Genomic DNA, 19571 nt, shown 5'->3' on the forward strand with positions numbered 1-19571 from the left:
CGAGCGTGGCGGCGACGATTCGCTGGGCTACTTCGCGACCCGCCGCGACAAGGCGGTCGTCTTCGCGCCCAGCGGTAAGGCCGCGGTGACCTACCGCGTGGAGGTCGGGGTGTGCCTCGCCAGCGGTGACCCCGTCGGCAATCCGGAGGCGTGGCCGCACGCGATCGACGAGTGGCTCGCGCTCGCTCGGGGTTACGGCTGGGCGCCGGCCGTGATGGGTGCGAGCGAGGCCGGCGCCACCGCCTACCGCCGGGCCGGTTTGTCGGTACTGCAACTCGGCGACGAGGCCATCCTCCACACCGCCGGATTCTCGCTCTCCGGCCGGGAGATGCGGCCCGTGCGCCAGGCCGTCTCGCGTGCCCACAAGCAGGGGGTGACGGTGCGCATCCGCCGGCATCGGGACGTCCCCGAGGCGGAGATGACACTGGCGATGCGACGCGCGGACGAATGGCGGGACACCGAGACCGAGCGCGGATTCTCGATGGCCCTCGGGCGCCTCGGCGACCCGCTCGACGGGAACTGCCTGCTCGTGGAGGCGATGTCCCACGACGAGGTGGTGGCGATCCTGTCGCTGGTGCCGTGGGGGGCCGACGGCGTGTCGCTCGATCTGATGCGCCGGAACCCGCAGGCGCCCAACGGTGTCGTGGAGATGATGGTGTCGGAGCTCGCCGCCCGCGGCGGCGAGTTCGGGATCACGCGGATCTCGTTGAACTTCGCAGTGTTCCGCTCGGTGTTCGAGGAGGGCGCACGGATCGGCGCCGGCCCGGTGCTGCGGCTGTGGCGTTCGGTGCTCGTGTTCTTCTCCCGCTGGTGGCAGCTCGAGGCGCTGTACCGGTCGAACGTGAAGTATCAGCCCGAGTGGGCGCCGCGGTTCCTGTGCTTCGCGGACAACAGGGTGCTGCCCCGGGTCGGGATCGCGTCGGCGATCGCCGAAGGCTTCCTCACGCTGCCCAGCTTCGGCCGGGAACGAAGCGCCCGCCGCCACACCGGGACGCAGACCTCCGCTCCCCCGGCGCTCGTCGAGTCCGGCACCCTGCACGACGACGGTGCCGCCCCCGACGTCGAGCCGGCACCGGAGTCGCGCACCGGTCCCCGGCGGCCGGAGCAGGTGCGGGTGCGGATGACGAAGCTCGAGCGGCTCGTGGAGTCGGGCGTCGACCCGTACCCGGTGGCGAACCCCCCGTCGTACACCGCCGCGACGGCCGTCGCCGCACCCGAGGGCACCGCGGTGCGGATCGCCGGCCGCATCCTGCGGCTCCGGGACTTCGGCGGCGTGCTGTTCGCGGTGCTGCGGGACTGGTCGGGCGATGTGCAGATCCTCGTCGACCGCGGCCGCGTCGGCGGCCGCCGCTTCGTGTTCGACCTCGGCGACCTCGTCGAGGTGAGCGGGGTGACGGGCCGCAGCCGCAGCGGCGAGCTCTCGGTGCTCGCGGAGGACTGGCGGCTGGACGGCAAGTGCCTGCACCCGCTGCCCGACAAGTGGCGGGGCCTGACCGATCCCGAGGCGCGGGTACGCCAACGGTACGTGGACCTCGCGATCAACCGCACCGCGCGCCGGTTGCTCACGGCCCGCAGCGCGGTGGTGCGGTCGCTGCGCGAGCAGCTGCAGGCCCGCGGCTACCTCGAGGTGGAGACACCGATCCTGCAGCCCGTGCACGGCGGCGCCAACGCCGCACCGTTCACCACCCACATCAACGCCTACGACCTGGACCTGTACCTGCGGATCGCACCCGAGCTGTACCTCAAGCGCCTGTGCGTGGCGGGTATGGAACGGGTCTTCGAGATCGGCCGGGTGTTCCGCAACGAGGGCGCGGATTTCAAGCACAACCCGGAGTTCACGATCCTCGAGGCCTACGAGGCACACGCGAACTACGAGGTCATGCGGGTGCTGGCGCGCGAGTTGATCCAGGCTGCGGCCGTCGCGGCCCACGGACGCGAGGTGATCGTCCGGCCCGGCCCCGACGGGCGGCCCGTCGAGATCGACATCTCCGGCGAGTGGCCGGTGAAGACGTTCCACGGGGCGGTCTCGGAGGCACTCGGCACCGAGATCGACGCGCAGACCCCCGTCGAGGAGTTGCGCCGGCTGTGCGACGAGCACGAGATCCCGTACAACCCCGAGTGGGACGCCGGCGCGACGGCGCAGGAGATGTACGAGCATCTCGTCGAATCCCGCACCGAGTTCCCCACCTTCTACACCGACTTCCCCACATCGGTCTCCCCGCTCACGCGCCCGCACCCGACGAAATCGCTCGTCGCCGCCAAGTGGGACCTCGTCGCGTGGGGTATCGAGCTGGGGACGGCCTACAGCGAGCTGACCGACCCGATCGATCAGCGTGCCCGGCTCACCGAGCAGTCGCTGCTCGCCGCGGGCGGCGACGAGGAGGCCATGGAGCTCGACGAGGACTTCCTGCAGGCACTCGAGCACGCCATGCCGCCCACGGGCGGCCTCGGCATGGGCGTGGACCGGATCGTCATGCTGGTCACCGGCGGCAGCATCCGCGAGTCCCTCGCGTTCCCCCTCGCCAAGCCGCGCGCTCGACGCTGAGGCCCCGGTTTCACGTGAAACACCGGGTCGACCGAGCGCGCGTTCGGTCGCCGTGGGATCGTGGTGACGTGCAGCTTCTCCTTATTCGCCACGCCCTACCCGAGCTCGCGCGGGTCAGCGAGGGACGCGCCGACCCGTCGCTGACCGACGAGGGCCACGCCCAGGCCGCGCGGCTGCCCACCGCGCTCGAGCCCTACCGCATTGCGCGGCTGTTCAGCAGTCCGCAGCGCCGCGCCCTCGAGACCGCGGCGCCGCTCGCCGAGATCCGGGGACTACCGATCACGCAGCTCGAGGGCCTGGCGGAGTACGACTACCACCTCGACCACTACATCCCGTTCCACGTCGCGCAGGAACTCGCGCCGGATGCCGTGGCGCGCATCCGCGCCGGTCAGCTGCCCGATTTCGTGGATGCGGAGGAATTCCGCATCCGCGTTCTCGCCGCCACGCAGCACATCGTCGACACCTGCGACCCCGGGGACACCGTCGCCGTGTTCGCCCACGGGGGCGTCATCAACGTTCTGCTCCAGGATCTGCTCGGGCTCGACCGGCCGCTGATGTTCCCCATCGAGTACACGTCGGTGACCCGCATCCTCGTCTCCCGTAACGGCGCCCGGCGGGCCGCATCGGTCAACGAGACCGGGCATGTGCGCGACATGCTCCGCGTCTGAATCCGGACGGATGCCGGTAGTTCGTCGCAACCGGTGTGAAGCGGACGGGATCCGGGTATCGGTACGAGGTGGGCGGAGCCGCGACGACGCAGGCTCCGCGAGGGCGCAGCCGACCGGGCGGTGAGTATCCGTCGGGGGCGACCGCTGGCCGGCGTCGACGATGCCGGCCTCACGACCGAGATTCGACGAGCAGGAGATTGCCATGATGAGAGTTCTGACCTTCGCCGCCGGCGCCGCCGTGGGCTTCGTGCTGGGTACCAGAGCCGGGCGCGACACCTACGAGAAGATGCGGGATCAGTCCGCGCAACTGTGGAACAAGCCTGCCGTGCAGCAGAAGGTCACCGAAGCGAGGGCGACCGTGCAGGAGAAGGCACCGCAGGTGCAGGAGAAGGCCGGCGACCTGGCGAAGAAGGCCGCCGAGAAGGCCCACCTCCCGGGTGGCGGCAACACGGCGCCCGGCGCCGCCGGGGGTGGGCCCGCCGTCACTTCCCCCGCCGCGGGCGCGCCGATCGTCCCGCCTGCTCCGGAGGGCAAGCACTCGCTGTAGGACCCCGGCCGCGAACCGGCCCGGTGCCGCATCGGCCGCGTTCCGATGCGGCACCGGCAGGCGTACTCGCGTGCCGAACGGGTACACCGAACGCATACGGGCCGGGCCCCGAACGGCCCGGCCCGACACGATTGCCACAGGAGGCGACATGACCAGACCCGACGGCGACGGTGACCCGGCAACCGCCGACACCGACAGCGGAGCCCCGGGCGCCGACGACGACGTCCTGTCCGACCCCGCCGAGTGGTCCGGGGAAGGCGGCGCCACCGAGGAGGGCCCGTCCACCGACGTCGAGAACGGGTGAGATCGGACCGGTCGAGCCGCTAGGCCACGACCGTGAGCGGATGGATCACCGGGGCGGCCGCGAGCTGCTCCCCCACGGTCGCCAAGGCGGACGTGATGTGCCGGGAGGTCATATGCGCATCGAACGCCTCCTGACCCGTCCAGACCTCGACCGTGACGAACGTGCCGGGCGCCGAGGCGGATTCGAACAACTCGTACGAGACGCAGCCGTCCTCGTCGCGGCTCGCGGCGGCCAGCGCCACCAGCGCGCCGCGCACCGCATCCTCCGACCCGGGCTTCGCCGGAATGGTCGCCACCACGCGCAGTTCCGTCATCTCTCGACGGTACCGCGCGCGCTTGCCGTGCACGAGCGGCCCGGGCGAGGAAGATGTAACCCATGGGATCGCGGATCGCGGAGATGCGCCGATGGCGCGCAGGGACAGTGGTACATCAGCGCCTGCACGACCTGACCGGGACGCTCGCCGTGGTCACCGGGGCGGGCAGCGGCATCGGCCGTGCGACGGCCCGGGCCTTCTCCGACGTGGGGGCGATCGTCGTGGTCGCCGACCGCAACCTCGACACCGCCCGCGAGACCGCCGAGATGCTCAACACGCCCGACCCCCAGGCCGGTGGCTCCCGAGCGGTGTACGGCGGTGGCGCGCACGCGTACGAACTCGACGTCGCCGACGAGGAGCAGGTGCGGCGGTTCGCCGCGACGGTCCGCTCCCAGCACGGCGTGCCGGACGTGCTCGTCAACAACGCCGGCATCGCCGTGATCGGCACCTTCACCGGCACACCGCAGGAGACGTTCGAGCACGTCATGGACGTCAACTTCTGGGGTGTGGTGTACGGGTGCCGGGCGTTCGGGGACCAGATGCTCGAGCGCGGCACCGGCGGGCACATCGTGAACGTCGCGTCGGCGGCCGCGTTCACCCCACAGAAGAGCCTCGTCGCCTACTCGACGAGCAAGGCCGCGGTACTGATGTTCACGGACTGCCTGCGGGCGGAACTGATGGGCCACGGGATCGGCGTGAGCGCGATCTGTCCGGGGCTGGTGGGCACCAACCTGGTTCCCAACGCCGAGATGGTGGGACTCGGCGTCCGGGAGCAGCGCAAGCTCCGCGAGCGGGTCACGGCGCTGTATCGCACCCGAAGCTACCCACCGCAGAAGGTCGGTGAGGCGATCGTCACCGCGGTGCGGCACAACCGAGCCCTGGTCACCGTGATGCCGGAAGCGAAGGCCCGGCAGTGGATCAGCCGGCTCGCCCCGCCGGCGATGCGATTCGGCGCACGCTTCGAGCCGGACCGATGAGCGCCGTGCGGGGCTGCACCGGCCGGCGCAGCCCCGCACGGCGTTCTACTTGGCGAGGAACTCGAGCAGGGCCGCGTTGACCTCTTCGCCGTGCGTCCACAGCAGCCCGTGCGGGGCGCCTTCGATCTCGACATAGTCGGCGGCGGGCAGGCGCTTGGCGAACTCCCGAGCGGTGGCGTCGATGGGCAGGATGTTGTCGGCGGTGCCGTGGACGATCAGTGCCGGCACGTCGATCTTCGGGATGTCCTCGCGGAAGTCGGTGAGCCAGGTGGGCTGGGCGGCGACCGACGCGTACGGTGAGGCCCCCGCGGCCACCTGCCAGCTGGCTCGCAGAGCCTCCTCGCTCAGCCGGGTGCCGAGGTAGTCGTCGGTGTTGAAGAAGTTCCGGAAGAAGTCCGTGAAGAAGGCGTACCGATCCGCCTCGACCGCGGCCCGCAGTCCGTCGAAGACCTCCCGGGGTACACCGGTCGGATTGTCGTCGGTGCGCAGCAGGAACGGTTCGAGGGAGCCGAGGAAGGCCGCCTTCGCCACCCGCTCCGAGCCGTGAGTCCCCAGATAGCGGCCGACCTCACCGGTGCCCATGGAGAAGCCGATGAGAACCACGTCCCGCAGATCGAGGGTGGACAGGACGGTGTGGAGGTCCGCGGCGAAGGTGTCGTAGTCGTAGCCGATCGTCGGTTTGCTCGAGCGTCCGAAGCCCCGACGGTCGTAGGTGATGACGCGGTAGCCGGCCTCGAGCAATGCGGCGGTCTGCTTCTCCCACGACGTGCCGCTCAGCGGATAGCCGTGGATGAGTACCACCGGTTGCCCGGAACCGTGGTCCTCGTAGTAGAGCTCGATCGGGGTGGAGTTCTCGGTGCCGACGGCGATGTAGCCCATCATGGTCCTCTCGTAGCTGGAGACGTACCACTGGTTTTCGGAAAGCCCGGTGCGAGCCTATAGCGATCTGTCGGACATCTCCGCCCGTCACCACGAATTCACCGCCGACACCGGCATAACCGTCTGCTCCTGCGAGCCACACCCACCCTGGCACAGGGGAACCAGCGAGAACGCAGATCAGCTTGTGCAGCAGCACTTTCCACGAGCACCGCATCCCGCGACGTTTGCCCTGTCGTTGCGCGGCGACCGCCGACGGATTCACCGTTGTCCGCAACGTCGACTCACGGGTCCAGTTCTGTGCGGATGAGCGTGTCGAGTCGCTGCCATGCCGGGGACGAGGCGTTGACCGCGCCCTGGATGAGTGCGGTGATATCGGAGGCTTCATCCAGCTCCGGTAGTTCGTCCCTGCCGTAGCGTTCCCGGGTCGCCCCGGTGATCCGGCGGGCGAGGTCGTCGATGCGGGGATCGTGGGCATCGAGGTCGTGCGCGTGGTCGTAGTCGAGGAAGAGTTGCCGCAGCGCCGGGTCGGCCAGGATCTCGGCTTGGTCGTGAAACAGTGCGATCGCGCGGTCCGGGTGGGTGGCGAACACGAGGATCCACAGGTCGCGTTGCAGCTCCACCCATCGAGGCGTGAAGCCCCAACGATCCAGGCGCTCCAGATGGGTACCGACCTCGGGGGGCAGCGGTGTCAGATGCCCGGCGGCGAGCTGGCGCAGGCGCCCTTGCGTTGCCCGCAGGCCACGGATGCGGGCGGTGAGCTCGTCGTCGATCTCGCGCAGCGCCTGCTGGAACTCCTCGCCGGTCGCTGATCTCAGATCACGGATACGGGCCAGAGGGACGCCGGCTTCGGCGAGCGTCCGGATCTTGATCAGGTCGATGGCGTCGTTCGCGCCGTACCGCCGGTAGCCGGACGCATCGCGGTTCGGCTCGGGGAGCAACCCCTTGTCGTGATAGACGCGGACGGTCTTGATCGACACACCCACGTACCCGGCCAGCTGCCCGATGGTGATCACCCGGCCATCGTCCCACTTGACCTTTCCCCAGGGGCAGGGTTGCACGATGGAGTCATGGCGAACACGAACTTCGATCGGGAGACCCTGCGCGAACTGGCCGATGCGGGCAACGAGACCGCTCTGGACCGGCTGGCCGACCTCGCCGACGCAGCCGGTGACCTCGGGGAGCTGAACGAGCTGTTGGACGAGGGATCCGTGCGCGCCGGGTTCCTGCTCACTCGGCGCGCGGCCGCGGCCGGCGACCTGCGCGAGCTGCAACGGATCTCCGACGCCGGGTACGACGAGGCCGGGAACGAACTGGACCGGCTGCTGAAGGCGCCGGCCGACGAACACCGGGATCGAGGATCCGATCGCCCGCTGTAGCGGCGCTCCAGGCGCCGCCCTGCGCGCGCGGCATCACCGTGCGCGCACGACGCGGCTCGCGGACCGGCCGGCGTCAGACCTTGGAAGCCAGCCAGTTCCGCAGCCACGTCGTCGCCGAGGTGCCGCTCACGTCGACCGCGTAGTTGGAGTAGTCCTGGTGGATCTGCGACTCGTAGAACTGCCGGAGCTTGATCTCGCGTTCGTCGTTGGCCTGCTCGGTGAGCTGGGACTGCAGGATGGGCAGACCGCCCGCGTTCATCAGGTCCAGGTAGATGGCGTCGGCCTCGGCGCGGTACCGGTCGACGGCGGACGGGTCGCCGCCGGAGGCCATCGCGAGGAATCCGGCGGCGCGGGTGACGAAATCGTCCTTGGGCGTCGAGCAGTACAGGTCACCCACGGCGCAGAAGGTGCGGACATCGCCGCTGACGAACCCGAACCCGCCGATGCGGGGCCCGCCGGCGCCGTTGCCCGCGACGGGCGGGCCGACCAGGATGTCCGCCTCGGAACGGCGCGGGTCGGAGAGCAGGCCGACCGCGGCGAGCCGATGCGGCGGGACCACGCCGAAGCCCGTGCCGATCTCGGCGGCGAGATCGCCGGCCGCGTCGGCGCCCTGGCTGTAGCCGACGAGGGCGAACCGGGCGCCGGGGCACGCGGCCGCGGTGGCGGCGACGATGCCACGGGCGTTGTCGACGGCCTCCTGCCGCGAGGCACCGTAGACCTCACCCTCCCACGGGAACGCCGTCGCGGCGTACCGGACGTAGTCCACCCGGGTGCCGGCGGGAAGGCCGGAGGTGACCGCGGCGAGCATGCCGTTGCCCCGCTGAGGATCGGGAGTATTCGAGGTTTCCCACGTGCCGGGCACGGCGACGACCTGTAGCTTCGGGCATCCGGCCGGGTCGGCCTGGACCGCGGGGGCCGTCGCGACCGACCCCACCACGGTCGCCGCGGCGACCGCCGCCAACGTCAACGCACTTCTCAACCCCACCACGGCCCCCTGAGGTCTCCTGCCGATCTCGACTCCGTCACGAAATGATGCCTAAGAAATATGACACAAAGATGAACGGGATGGGAGAGCATCTTTACTCGCGCAGGACGGTCACCACTCCTCCGCCGATGTTGGTGACGAACACGTTCCCCGCCCCGTAGTCGACCGCCGTCCCCACCGTGCCGCGGTCCACCACGCGCTGCAGCTGCCCAGGACGGTCCACGACGGTCACCGCCGAGCCGCCGATGTTGGTGACGAAGACGTTGCCGGTCAACGGATCCGTGACCACGACACCGGGAGGCAGCAGCTCCGCCGGCAGCGGTCCGACGGTCGGATCGTGGTCCGCGATCGTCACGTTGCCGGCGCCGATGTTCGTCACGTAGACGCCGTCGGTGCCGGCGTCGAGCGTGAGTTCGGGGGTGAGGCCCGCGAGCGGGGACGCCGCCGGCCGCTCCGGGGACGGCGACGGCCCGGCGAGAGTGCGGTCGCGGTCGACGGTGACCGTGCCGACGCCGAGGTTGGTGACCGCGACGTTGCCGTTACCGCCGTCCACGCGCATCTCGACGGGCGCGCCGGAGGATTCACCGGCCGCACCGGCGGCCGGGCGCGGCGGCACGGCCACCGACACGCCGCCCGGACCCACGTTCGTGATGCACGAGTTCCCCGCTCCCCCATCGACTCCGAGGAGGCGCAGGCCGTCGTACCCGACCACCGGCGGCGCCTGCGGCGTGCCGTTCACGGTGACGGCGCCGCCGACGTTGCGCACGCACTCGCCGGGGGCCTGCGCGGCGGCGGGAGTGGCCGCCAGCGCCGCCAGGGTTCCGGCCCCGAGCATTCCTGCCGCGAGTGATCGTCTCGTGATCCGGTGACCCATGCGCACGACCATAACGCGCGAACCGTCCCGAACGGACGAAACGGGACGGGCGCGCCCACCGGATTTCCGGTGGGCGCGCCCGTCGTGGGTTCTGCTACCTCAGCGCTCAGCGCTGCGGCATCGTGGTGGTGGTGATCGGCGAAGGGAGCACCGTTGCACCCTCGAGGTACCGATCGACCGCCGCCGCGCAGGAACGACCCTCCGCGATGGCCCACACGATGAGCGACTGACCACGGCCCATGTCGCCGGCGACGAACACGCCGTCGACGTTGGTGGCCCACTCCGTCGAGCGGGCGACGTTGCCGCGCTCATTCAGGTCCACGCCGAGGTCGGTGAGCAGGCCCGGCTTCTCGGGGCCGACGAAACCCGTGGCGAGCAGCACCAGGTCGGCCTCGAGTTCGAAGTCGGTACCCTCGACCTTCTCGAAGCGGCCGTTCACCATCTTCACCTCGTGCGCCTTCAGGGCGGCGACCTTGCCGTCCTTGCCGACGAACTGCTCGGTGTTGACGGAGAACACGCGCTCGCCGCCCTCCTCGTGCGCGGAGGACACGCGGTACATCAGCGGGTAGGTCGGCCACGGGGTCGACTCGGCGCGCTGCTCCGGCGGACGCGGCATGATCTCGAACTGGTGCACGCTGGCCGCGCCCTGACGGTGCGAGGTGCCGAGGCAGTCGGCGCCGGTGTCACCGCCGCCGATGATGACGACCTTCTTGCCCTTCGCCGTGATGGTCGGCTCCGGCAGGTCGCCGAGCTGCACGCGGTTGGCGATCGGCAGGAACTCCATCGCCTGGTGGATGCCGTCGAGCTCACGACCGGGGATCGGCAGGTCACGGGCCTCGGTGGCGCCACCGGCGAGCACGACCGCGTCGAACTGCTCGCGCAGCTCGTCGGCGGTGATGTCGACACCGACGTTGACGCCCGCCTTGAAGACGGTGCCCTCGGCCTCCATCTGCGTGAGGCGGCGGTCGATGACGGCCTTCTCCATCTTGAACTCGGGGATGCCGTAGCGCAGCAGACCACCGATGCGGTCCTCGCGCTCGAACACGGTCACCGCGTGGCCGGCGCGGGTGAGCTGCTGCGCTGCAGCCAGACCCGCCGGACCGGAGCCGACGACCGCGACCTTCTTGCCGGTCAGCTTCGACGGCATGACCGGCGCGACCCAGCCCTCGTCGAAGGCCTTCTCGATGAGCTCGACCTCGACCTGCTTGATGGTCACCGGGTCCTGGTTGATGCCCAGGACGCAGGAGGCCTCACACGGTGCGGGGCACAGCCGGCCGGTGAACTCCGGGAAGTTGTTGGTGGCGTGCAGGCGCTCGATGCCGTCGTTCCACTTGCCCTTGTAGGCCAGGTCGTTCCACTCGGGAATCAGGTTCCCGAGGGGACAACCGTTGTGGCAGAACGGGATACCGCAGTCCATGCAGCGGCTGGCCTGGACCTGGAGGGTGTCGAGCGGGAACGGCTCGTACACCTCCTTCCAGTCGAGCAGCCGCAGCGGAACCGGCCGGCGCACAGGGGTTTCGCGCGAGCCGTGCTTGAGGAAACCGGTCGGATCAGCCACGAGCCGCCTCCATGATCGCCTCGTCCACGTTCGCGCCTCGAATCTCGGCGTCCTTGATTGCCATGAGTACCTTCTTGTAATCGCGAGGCATGACCTTCGCGAAGTGACTGACCTGCTGCGACCAGTCGGCCAGAATGCGGGCTGCAACCTCGGAGCCCGTCTCGTCACGATGGCGCTCGATGGCGCCCTTGAGCCAGAGGAAGTCCTCGCCCTCGAGGTCCTCGAGATCGACCAGCTCGGTGTTCAGGTTGTCCTCGAAGTCGCGATCGGGGTTGTACACGAACGCGACACCCCCGGACATGCCGGCGCCGAAGTTGCGGCCGGTCTTGCCCAGGATGACCACCTTGCCACCGGTCATGTACTCGCAGCCGTGGTCGCCGACGCCTTCGACGACGGCCGTGGCACCCGAGTTACGCACGGCGAACCGCTCACCCGCCACGCCGCGGATGAGAGCCTCGCCACTGGTGGCACCGAACAGGATCACGTTGCCGGCGACGATGTTGTCCTCGGCGACGAAGCCCGGCGCCGCGTTCAGCGGCGGGCGGACGACGATCCGGCCACCGGACAGGCCCTTTCCGACGAAGTCGTTGGCGTCGCCGAACAGCCGCAGCGTGATGCCCTTGGGCACGAACGCGCCGAAGCTGTTGCCGGCCGAACCGGTGAAGGTGATGTCGATCGTGTTGTCCGGCAAGCCCTCCCCGCCGTACACCTTGGTGAGCTCGTGGCCGAGCATGGTGCCGACGGTGCGGTTGACGTTGGCGATCTTGGTCTCGATCGTCACCGGCGTACCCGACTCGAGCGCCGGCCTCGCCTGCGTGATGAGCTCGTTGTCGAGCGCCTTGTCCAGGGCGTGGTCCTGCTCCTTGGTGCAGTGCAGGTCCTGCTCGCAGAAGATCGGCGAACGGGTCTGCTCCAGCAGCGGCGACAGGTCCAGCTTCGAGGCACGGTAGTGGTCGACGGCCTTGGTGGTGTCGAGCATGTCGACCCGGCCGATCGCCTCGTCGAGGGAGCGGAAGCCCAGCTCGGCCAGGTACTCGCGCACCTCCTCGGCGATGTAGAGCATGAAGTTCTCGACGAACTCCGGCTTGCCGGTGAACCGCTTGCGCAGCACCGGGTTCTGCGTCGCCACGCCCACCGGGCAGGTGTCGAGATGGCACACGCGCATCATGATGCAGCCGGACACCACCAGCGGAGCGGTGGCGAAGCCGAACTCCTCACCGCCGAGCAGGGCGGCGATGACCACGTCGCGGCCGGTCTTCATCTGCCCGTCCACCTGCACGACGATGCGGTCGCGCAGACCGTTGAGCAGCAGCGTCTGCTGCGTCTCGGCGAGGCCGAGCTCCCACGGCGCACCCGCGTGCTTGAGCGAGGTCAGCGGGGAGGCGCCGGTGCCACCGTCGTGACCGGAGATCAGCACCACATCGGCGTGGGCCTTCGACACACCCGCGGCGACGGTGCCGACACCGATCTCGGAGACCAGCTTCACGTGGATGCGGGCCTGCGGGTTGGCGTTCTTCAGGTCGTGGATCAGCTGCGCGAGATCCTCGATCGAGTAGATGTCGTGGTGCGGCGGCGGCGAGATCAGGCCCACGCCCGGCGTCGAACCACGCACCTCGGCGACCCACGGGTACACCTTGTGCGGCGGCAGCTGACCACCCTCACCCGGCTTGGCGCCCTGCGCCATCTTGATCTGGATGTCGGTGCAGTTCGTCAGGTAGTGCGCGGTGACACCGAACCGGCCGGAGGCGACCTGCTTGATCGCCGAGCGACGCCAGTCGCCGTTCGCGTCCGGGGTGAAGCGGTCCGGATGCTCGCCGCCCTCACCGGAGTTCGAGCGGGCGCCGAGGCGGTTCATCGCGATCGCGAGGGTCTCGTGCGCCTCCGCGGAGATCGAGCCGTAGCTCATCGCACCCGTGGAGAACCGCTTGACGATCTCGCTCGCCGGCTCGACCTCCTCGAGCGGCACCGCCGGGCGGGCACCCTTGCGGAACTCGAACAGGCCACGCAGCGACGCGAGCCGCTCCGACTGGTCGTCGACCAGCCTGGTGTACTCCTTGAAGATCGAGTACTGCCCGGTGCGGGTGGCGTGCTGGAGCTTGAACACCGTGTCCGGGTTGAACAGGTGGAACTCACCCTCGCGGCGCCACTGGTACTCGCCGCCGACCTCGAGCTCGCGGTGGGCGTGCTCCGACGGACGGTCCATGAAGGCGAGGGAGTGCCGGGCGGCGACGTCCTGGGCGATCTCGTCGAGGCCGATTCCGCCGAGCTGCGACTGCATCCCGGTGAAGTACTCGTCGACGACCTCCTGCGAGAGGCCGATCACCTGGAACAGCTGCGCACCGGTGTAGGAGGCGAGCGTGGAGATGCCCATCTTGGACATCACCTTGAGCACGCCCTTCGAGGCGGCCTTGATGTAGTTCGCGAGGGCCTTGTCGAGGGTGATGCCGTCCGGCAGGTCGCCGTTCTGCAGCAGCTCGTCGATGGTCTCGAAGGCCATGTACGGATTGACCACGGCCGCACCGAAACCGCACAGCGCGGCGATGTGGTGCACCTCGCGGGCGTCGCCGGCCTCGACGAGCAGGCCCACCTTGGTGCGGGTCTTCTCGCGGACGAGGTGGTGGTGCACCGCGGAGGTGAGCAGCAGCGACGGGATCGGCGCGAGGTTCTCGTCGGACTCGCGGTCCGACAGCAGGATCAGGCGCGCGCCCTTCTCGATGGCCTCGGAGACCTCGCCGCGGATGTTCTCGAGCGCGCGGCGCAGACCCTCGCCGCCCTCGGCGACGGGGTACAGGCCGCGGATGATGACGCTGTTGAAGCCGGGGAACTTGCCGTCGTCGTTGACGTGGATCAGCTTCTGCAGGTCGTCGTTGTCGATGACCGGCGCGGAGACGAGGATCTGCCGGCACGAGTCGGCGGTCGGGTTCAGCAGGTCGCCCTCGGGCCCGAGCATGCCGCCCAGGCTCGTGACGACCTCCTCCCGGATGGCGTCGAGCGGCGGGTTGGTGACCTGCGCGAACAGCTGCGAGAAGTAGTCGAACAGCATTCGCGGACGCGCGGAGAGCACGGCGATGGGGGTGTCGGTGCCCATCGAGCCGAGCGCCTCGCCGCCGGTCGCGGCCATCGGCTTGACCAGGAGGTTGACCTCCTCGCTGGTGTACCCGAACACCTGCTGCCGCAACACGACCCGCTCGTGCGACATGTAGGTGTACTTGCTCTCGGGCAGATCCTCGAGCCGGGCGATGCCCTGGTCGATCCACTCCTGGTAGGGGTGCTCGGCGGCGAGGGCGCTCTTGATCTCCTCGTCGTCGATGATGCGGCCCTGCGAGGTGTCGACGAGGAACATGCGACCGGGCTGCATGCGCAGCTTGCGCACGACCTTCTGCGGTTCGATGTCGAGCACGCCCACCTCGGAGGCCATGATCACGAGGCCGTCGTCGGTGACCCACACGCGCGACGGGCGCAGGCCGTTGCGGTCGAGGACCGCGCCGACGACGGTGCCGTCGGTGAAACACACCGACGCCGGGCCGTCCCACGGCTCCATGAGCGCCGCGTGGTACTCGTAGAACGCGCGACGGGCCGGGTCCATGGACTCGTGCCGCTCCCACGCCTCGGGGATCATCATGAGCACGGCGTGCGGCAGGCTGCGGCCGCCGAGGTGCAGGAGTTCGAGCACCTCGTCGAAGCGGGCCGTGTCGGACGCGCCCTCGGTGCAGACCGGGAAGATCTTCTCGAGCTTCTCGCGGCCGCCGAACACGTCGGAGTCGATGAGCGCCTCGCGGGCACGCATCCAGTTGGCGTTGCCGGTGACGGTGTTGATCTCGCCGTTGTGGGCGACACGGCGGAACGGGTGCGCCAGCGGCCACGACGGGAAGGTGTTGGTGGAGAAGCGCGAGTGCACCAGGCCCAGCGCCGATTCGACGCGCTCGTCCTGCAGATCGCGGTAGAAGCCCTCGAGCTGCGGCGTGGTGAGCATGCCCTTGTAGACGAAGGTCGACGCCGACAGGCTCGGGAAGTACACCGTCTCGCTGCCGGGGCCGTCCTGGCCGGCGCCCTCGCGGCCGAGCTCGTGCTCGGTGCGCTTGCGGACCACGTAGGCCCGCCGCTCGAGCTCCAGGCCACCGAGGGTCCGGTCGGGCGAGGTGATGAAGATCTGGCGGAAGCTCGGCATCGCCTGCCGGGCCAGCGTTCCCAGGTCGGAGGGGTCGACGGGAACCTCGCGCCAGCCGAGGACCTGCAGGCCCTCCTCGGCGACGATCGCGTCGACCGCGGCGACGGCCTCGTCGGCGGCCTTCTCGTCCTGCGGCAGGAAGGCGATGCCGGTGGCGTAGAAGCCGATCGGCGGCAGGTCGAAGTCGACGACCTCACGGAGGTAGCGGTCCGGGACCTGGATGAGAATGCCGGCACCGTCGCCGGTGTTCGACTCGGAGCCCGCCGCGCCGCGGTGCTCGAGGTTCACCAGAGCGGTGATCGCCTTCTCCACGATGTCCCGGCTGCGGCGACCATGCATGTCGACGACGAATGCGACACCACAGGCGTCGTGCTCGTTCGCCGGGTGGTAGAGCCCTTGCGGCCCGGGAAGATGCTTCATACCTAGCCTTCGTTGCGTTAGATTGCAGCGACGACCAGCAGCGCTGATGGCCATCTACTTGCGTGAGCAAGTACCGACACGTGGTGGATCGGCACCGATCACCGTTCAGTATCCGCCCTTCCGCGACGATGCGGGTGCCAATTTTCGGCAGCTCGGGCCGGACCTCCCGGTCGGCTTGGACGTCGTGTGTCCACCGTGTTGCGTACAACGATATGTCAGCCGCCGGGGGACGACGCAACCAAGGCTATCCTATCCATCCCTAACGAGCCGGTGACCGCCCGTTAACACGCGGTTGACGCACGACCGGGCGGCGCGCCTCGTCACCGCAGCGCGCGCACCATCCGGCGGAGGTCGTCGCGCGGGTCGAGATCCACATCGTCCGAGGTCAGACGGTGCAGGATCATCCCGTCGAGGTGGTCGGTGAGCACGCGCGCCCCGGCGACGGGATCCGAGGATCCGAGGGCGGCGAGCACCGCCAGACCCATGCTCCGCAGTTCGTCGCGGCGGCGCTGCACGGACCGTCGCAGCGACGGCGAGGCGGTGGCCTCGACGAACAGCGCGAACCGGGCGCGGGTACGTACGGCATCGGGGCCTGTCGCGAACATCACGTACCCGGCGAGCATGTCGACGAGCTCCTCCTCGGTGCGCGGGAGGTTTCCGCCGCCGAGGACGGCGACGTCGGCCCGGTCGCGCTCGACGAGGCGGTCGAGGACGCCCCCGAGCAGGGCCCGGCGGGTGCGGAAGTAGTTCGACGTGGAACCGGCCGGCACGCCGGCGGCCGCGTCCACCCCGCGATGAGTGAGCCCGCGCAACCCTTCCCGGCCGAGCAGGTCGATCGCGGCGTCGAGCACCGCTGCGCGCTTGTCGGTCACATCTTGACACTACAACAGTAGTGACATGACACTACATCCGTAGTACTTTGACTTCATGACCAGGAACAACGGCGGCAGGGCCGCGATCCTCGGCGGGGGCATCGGCGGGCTCACCGCAGCGAATGCACTGATCCGGCAGGGCTGGCACGTCGACGTGTTCGAGCGCTCCCCCGCGCTGCCGCCCACCGGGACGGCCCTGGGAATGTGGCCGGCCGCGCTCGACGCACTCGCCTCGGCAGGGCTCGGCGGCGGCGTCGAGCGGCTCGGCGTCGCACTGGACCGCGGCGCGATCATGCGGCCCGACGGCCGCGAGCTCGCACGGTTTCGCACCCGGCGTCCCGCCGTACTGCTCTCCCGGCCGGCCCTGCTGGGCCTGCTCGCCGCGGGCCTGCCCGACGAGGCGGTACGGCTCGGCCGGCCCGCTCCGCCGCTGACCGAGCTCGCCGGCTACGACGTCGTGATCGGCGCGGACGGCCTGGGCAGTCCGACCCGTGACGCCCTCTTCGGCCCGGACCACCGGCCCGTCCACGCCGGCATCGCGGCGTGGCGCGGCTGGGTGGACGGCACCGTGGACACCGCGACCGAGACGTGGGGGGCGGGTGCGCTGTTCGGCATCACGCCCCGCGAGGGCGGCCTGATCAACTGGTTCGCCGCCGTCCGCGCGCCGGCCGGCACCACCGGCGGCGTCGACGACCTCGTCGCCCGGTTCGGCGACTGGCATCCGGCCGTGCGCGACGTGCTGAACCGCCTGGATCCGGCGACGGTGCTCCACCACGAGATCTACCAGTCCCCGCCGCTGCCGTCGTACGTGCGCGGCAACGTCGCACTGCTCGGCGACGCCGCCCATGCCATGACCCCCAACCTCGGCCGCGGTGCCTGCGAGGCGATCGTCGACGCGGCCACCCTCGCGGATCTGCTCGCCCGGTTCGACGTGCGCGACGCGCTCGGCCGGTACGACCGGGCCCGGCGACGCGCCACCCGGCTTCTCGTGCGGGCGTCGTACGCGGCGAGCCGGGTGACCACCGCCGAGCACTGGACGGGCCTGCGCGACGCCGTGGTCGGCCTCGCGACCCGGCGAGGGGCGTGACGCATCCACCTGTGCGTCTGTCCTGCTGTACTGCAACAACTTTCGATCGGAAGCCGGCCTCCGCCCCGGACCCCCGGCCCGGCGACCACGCTCGTGTTCCCCCGAACCCGCCCCACGGCAGTGCCCTCGGCCGTACCCTTCGCGCCATGAGCCCGGACCTCGAGGGGCACGGCGGCGATCACGCCGCGGCGGTGGCCCGCTCCCACGGCGTCGAGACGATGTTCACCCTCTCCGGCGCGCACGTGTTCCCGCTGTACGACGCCGCGGTCAAGGGTGAAGCACGCATGCGGCTGATCGACGTGCGCCACGAGCAGACCGCGGTGTTCGCCGCCGAGGCCACCGGCAAGCTCCTGCGGCATCCCGGGCTGGCCGTGCTCACCGCCGGGCCGGGCGTGACGAACGGCGTCAGTGCCGTCACCCAGGCATACTTCGCGGGGTCGCCGCTGGTGGTGCTCGGCGGCCGCGCACCCAACGCCCGCTGGGGCACGGGCAGCCTGCAGGAACTCGACCAGCCGCCGCTGCTGTCCACCGTCACGAAGCTGTCCGAGACGGCGGCGACCGTGGATCGCGTCGGCCCGCTGGTCGACGAGGCGTTCACGGCGGCCCGCACGTCGCACCGGGGGCCGGCGTTCGTGGACGTGCCGATGGACGAACTGTTCGGCCGTGCCACCCTGCCGCGTCCGTCGCCGCCGGCCGCGGTCCGGCTCGAGCCCGACTCCGAGTCGCTGGCGGAGATCGCCGCCCTGCTCGCCGGGGCACGGCGGCCGCTGCTGGTGCTGGGTACCGACGTGTGGGCCGATCACGCCGAGGAGGCGGCACTGCGGTTCGTCGACGAGGCCGGCATCCCGGTGATCACCAACGGCATGGGCCGCGGGGTGGTCCCGGGTGGCCATCCCCTCCTCGTCACCAAGGCCCGCGGCACCGCGGTGGGGACGTGCGACCTGGCGATCGTCGTGGGCACCCCACTGGACTTCCGCCTCGGCTACGGCCGGTTCGGTGGGCGCGACGGCGCGCCCGCGGCCCTGGTGGTGCACGTGGCCGACTCCCCCGGTCAGGTGTCGGCACACGCCGAACTCGCCGGCTCGGTGTCCGGCGACCTCACGGCGTGCCTCGACGGCATCCTGTCGGCGCTGTCGTCGCGCCCGGACACGGACGTCTGGGCGACCGGACTGCGCGACGAGGTAACTGCCGCCGCGGCGCGCGACGCCGCCCTGCTGGCCGCCGAGGCCGATCCGATCCACCCGGCCCGGATCTACGGCGAACTGCTGCCGCGGCTGGCCGAAGACGCCGTGGTCATCGGCGACGGCGGTGACTTCGTGTCGTTCGCGGGCAAGTTCGTCGAGCCGAAGCGGCCCGGGCAGTGGCTCGATCCGGGGCCGTACGGCTGTCTCGGCGCCGGGCTCGGCGCGGCCGTCGCGGCGCGGGTGGCGCGGCCGTCGAGTCAGGTGGTGCTGCTGCTCGGCGACGGTGCTGCCGGTCTGTCGCTGATGGATATCGACACCCTCGTGCGGCACGAGCTGCCCGTGGTGATCGTGGTGGGCAACAACTCGGCGTGGGGACTCGAGAAGGGACCGATGCAGCTGCTGTACGGGTACGACGTGGCAGCCGACCTGGCGCCGGGCACGCGGTACGACCTGGTCGCGACCGCTCTCGGGGCGGGCGGTGAGCTGGTGACGGATCCGCGGGAGCTCGGTCCGGCGCTGGACCGGGCCTTCGCGTCCGGGGTGCCGTATCTGGTGAACGTGCTGACGGACGTCACGGCGGCGTATCCGCGGGGCACCACAGGAATCTGAGAGCGGCCGGATCACCTAGCACGCGAACGTAAAAACCCCTTAAATAACAACTGACCGCAGCGATTAAATCAGCTGCGGTCAGCGGTATCGAAAGGGTAACAGGGGGTGGTTAGGGTACGGAAACAAAAGTTCCGTGAAGTGAGTCACATCAGGTTTGGCCCTGTTCAGCCCCGGGAACCGTCCCCGGACGCGGTTGCGTGGAGAT

16 protein-coding genes are annotated in these 19571 nt (G+C 70.3%); 8 read left to right on the forward strand and 8 right to left on the reverse strand.

What is annotated here, in order from left to right:
- The 4 genes from lysX to AIIKEEIJ_RS32715 all read left to right on the forward strand — a co-directional run.
- The coding region (lysX, locus tag AIIKEEIJ_RS22935) for a bifunctional lysylphosphatidylglycerol synthetase/lysine--tRNA ligase LysX (RefSeq protein WP_161996638.1) at window positions 1-2545 on the forward strand (2545 nt) is incomplete at its 5' end.
- Between the two features lie 68 nt (window positions 2546-2613).
- Window positions 2614-3213 carry a histidine phosphatase family protein gene (locus AIIKEEIJ_RS22940; protein WP_161996639.1) on the forward strand — a complete coding sequence of 200 codons (600 nt, stop codon included), beginning with the start codon at window positions 2614-2616 and terminating at the stop codon, window positions 3211-3213.
- A 202-nt stretch (window positions 3214-3415) separates the two neighbouring features.
- Entirely contained in the window at window positions 3416-3760 is a 345-nt protein-coding gene (locus AIIKEEIJ_RS22945) for a YtxH domain-containing protein (RefSeq protein ID WP_029546834.1), read from the forward strand.
- 148 nt (window positions 3761-3908) lie between these two features.
- Window positions 3909-4064, forward strand: coding sequence for a hypothetical protein (locus AIIKEEIJ_RS32715; RefSeq protein ID WP_006942148.1), 156 nt, complete (start codon window positions 3909-3911; stop codon window positions 4062-4064).
- Window positions 4065-4083: 19 nt separating this feature from the next.
- Here the strand turns inward: AIIKEEIJ_RS32715 and AIIKEEIJ_RS22950 are convergent, their stop codons facing one another.
- A complete protein-coding gene (locus AIIKEEIJ_RS22950; RefSeq protein ID WP_050034276.1) occupies window positions 4084-4377 on the reverse strand; it encodes a putative quinol monooxygenase in 294 nt (97 codons plus the stop codon).
- A gap of 62 nt (window positions 4378-4439) precedes the next feature.
- Here AIIKEEIJ_RS22950 and AIIKEEIJ_RS22955 point away from each other — a divergent pair, with 62 nt between their 5' ends.
- Entirely contained in the window at window positions 4440-5354 is a 915-nt protein-coding gene (locus AIIKEEIJ_RS22955) for an SDR family NAD(P)-dependent oxidoreductase (RefSeq protein WP_202917481.1), read from the forward strand.
- Between the two features lie 45 nt (window positions 5355-5399).
- Here AIIKEEIJ_RS22955 and AIIKEEIJ_RS22960 read toward each other — a convergent pair whose 3' ends face one another.
- On the reverse strand, window positions 5400-6233 hold the full coding sequence (locus AIIKEEIJ_RS22960; RefSeq protein ID WP_161996665.1) for an alpha/beta fold hydrolase: 834 nt from the start codon (window positions 6231-6233) through the stop codon (window positions 5400-5402).
- A 281-nt stretch (window positions 6234-6514) separates the two neighbouring features.
- The gene (locus AIIKEEIJ_RS22965; RefSeq protein ID WP_161996640.1) at window positions 6515-7246 is read right to left on the reverse strand and encodes a MerR family DNA-binding transcriptional regulator; all 732 of its coding nucleotides are present in this window, start codon (window positions 7244-7246) and stop codon (window positions 6515-6517) included.
- 54 nt (window positions 7247-7300) lie between these two features.
- Between AIIKEEIJ_RS22965 and AIIKEEIJ_RS22970 the strand changes: the two genes are divergently transcribed.
- The gene (locus AIIKEEIJ_RS22970; protein ID WP_006942158.1) at window positions 7301-7609 is read left to right on the forward strand and encodes a hypothetical protein; all 309 of its coding nucleotides are present in this window, start codon (window positions 7301-7303) and stop codon (window positions 7607-7609) included.
- A gap of 73 nt (window positions 7610-7682) precedes the next feature.
- Here the strand turns inward: AIIKEEIJ_RS22970 and AIIKEEIJ_RS22975 are convergent, their stop codons facing one another.
- The 5 genes from AIIKEEIJ_RS22975 to AIIKEEIJ_RS22995 form a co-directional block, all read right to left on the reverse strand.
- Window positions 7683-8597 carry a cutinase family protein gene (locus tag AIIKEEIJ_RS22975; protein ID WP_082120159.1) on the reverse strand — a complete coding sequence of 305 codons (915 nt, stop codon included), beginning with the start codon at window positions 8595-8597 and terminating at the stop codon, window positions 7683-7685.
- 91 nt (window positions 8598-8688) lie between these two features.
- The gene (locus AIIKEEIJ_RS22980; protein WP_238406539.1) at window positions 8689-9468 is read right to left on the reverse strand and encodes a YncE family protein; all 780 of its coding nucleotides are present in this window, start codon (window positions 9466-9468) and stop codon (window positions 8689-8691) included.
- Between the two features lie 106 nt (window positions 9469-9574).
- Window positions 9575-11026, reverse strand: coding sequence for a glutamate synthase small subunit (locus AIIKEEIJ_RS22985; protein WP_161996642.1), 1452 nt, complete (start codon window positions 11024-11026; stop codon window positions 9575-9577).
- Window positions 11019-15614 carry a glutamate synthase large subunit gene (gene gltB, locus AIIKEEIJ_RS22990; RefSeq protein ID WP_006942166.1) on the reverse strand — a complete coding sequence of 1532 codons (4596 nt, stop codon included), beginning with the start codon at window positions 15612-15614 and terminating at the stop codon, window positions 11019-11021. The genes AIIKEEIJ_RS22985 and gltB overlap by 8 nt, the downstream gene beginning before the upstream one ends.
- Before the next feature lie 320 nt (window positions 15615-15934).
- Window positions 15935-16486, reverse strand: coding sequence for a TetR family transcriptional regulator (locus AIIKEEIJ_RS22995; protein ID WP_161996643.1), 552 nt, complete (start codon window positions 16484-16486; stop codon window positions 15935-15937).
- A gap of 55 nt (window positions 16487-16541) precedes the next feature.
- Between AIIKEEIJ_RS22995 and AIIKEEIJ_RS23000 the strand changes: the two genes are divergently transcribed.
- A complete protein-coding gene (locus AIIKEEIJ_RS23000; RefSeq protein WP_161996644.1) occupies window positions 16542-17573 on the forward strand; it encodes an FAD-dependent monooxygenase in 1032 nt (343 codons plus the stop codon).
- A gap of 146 nt (window positions 17574-17719) precedes the next feature.
- On the forward strand, window positions 17720-19366 hold the full coding sequence (locus AIIKEEIJ_RS23005; protein WP_161996645.1) for an acetolactate synthase: 1647 nt from the start codon (window positions 17720-17722) through the stop codon (window positions 19364-19366).
- The last annotated feature ends 205 nt before the right edge of the window (window positions 19367-19571 follow it).

It is taken from the genome of Rhodococcus sp. YH1, assembly GCF_009939605.1.
GTDB classification, from domain to species: Bacteria; Actinomycetota; Actinomycetes; order Mycobacteriales; family Mycobacteriaceae; genus Rhodococcus; species Rhodococcus aetherivorans.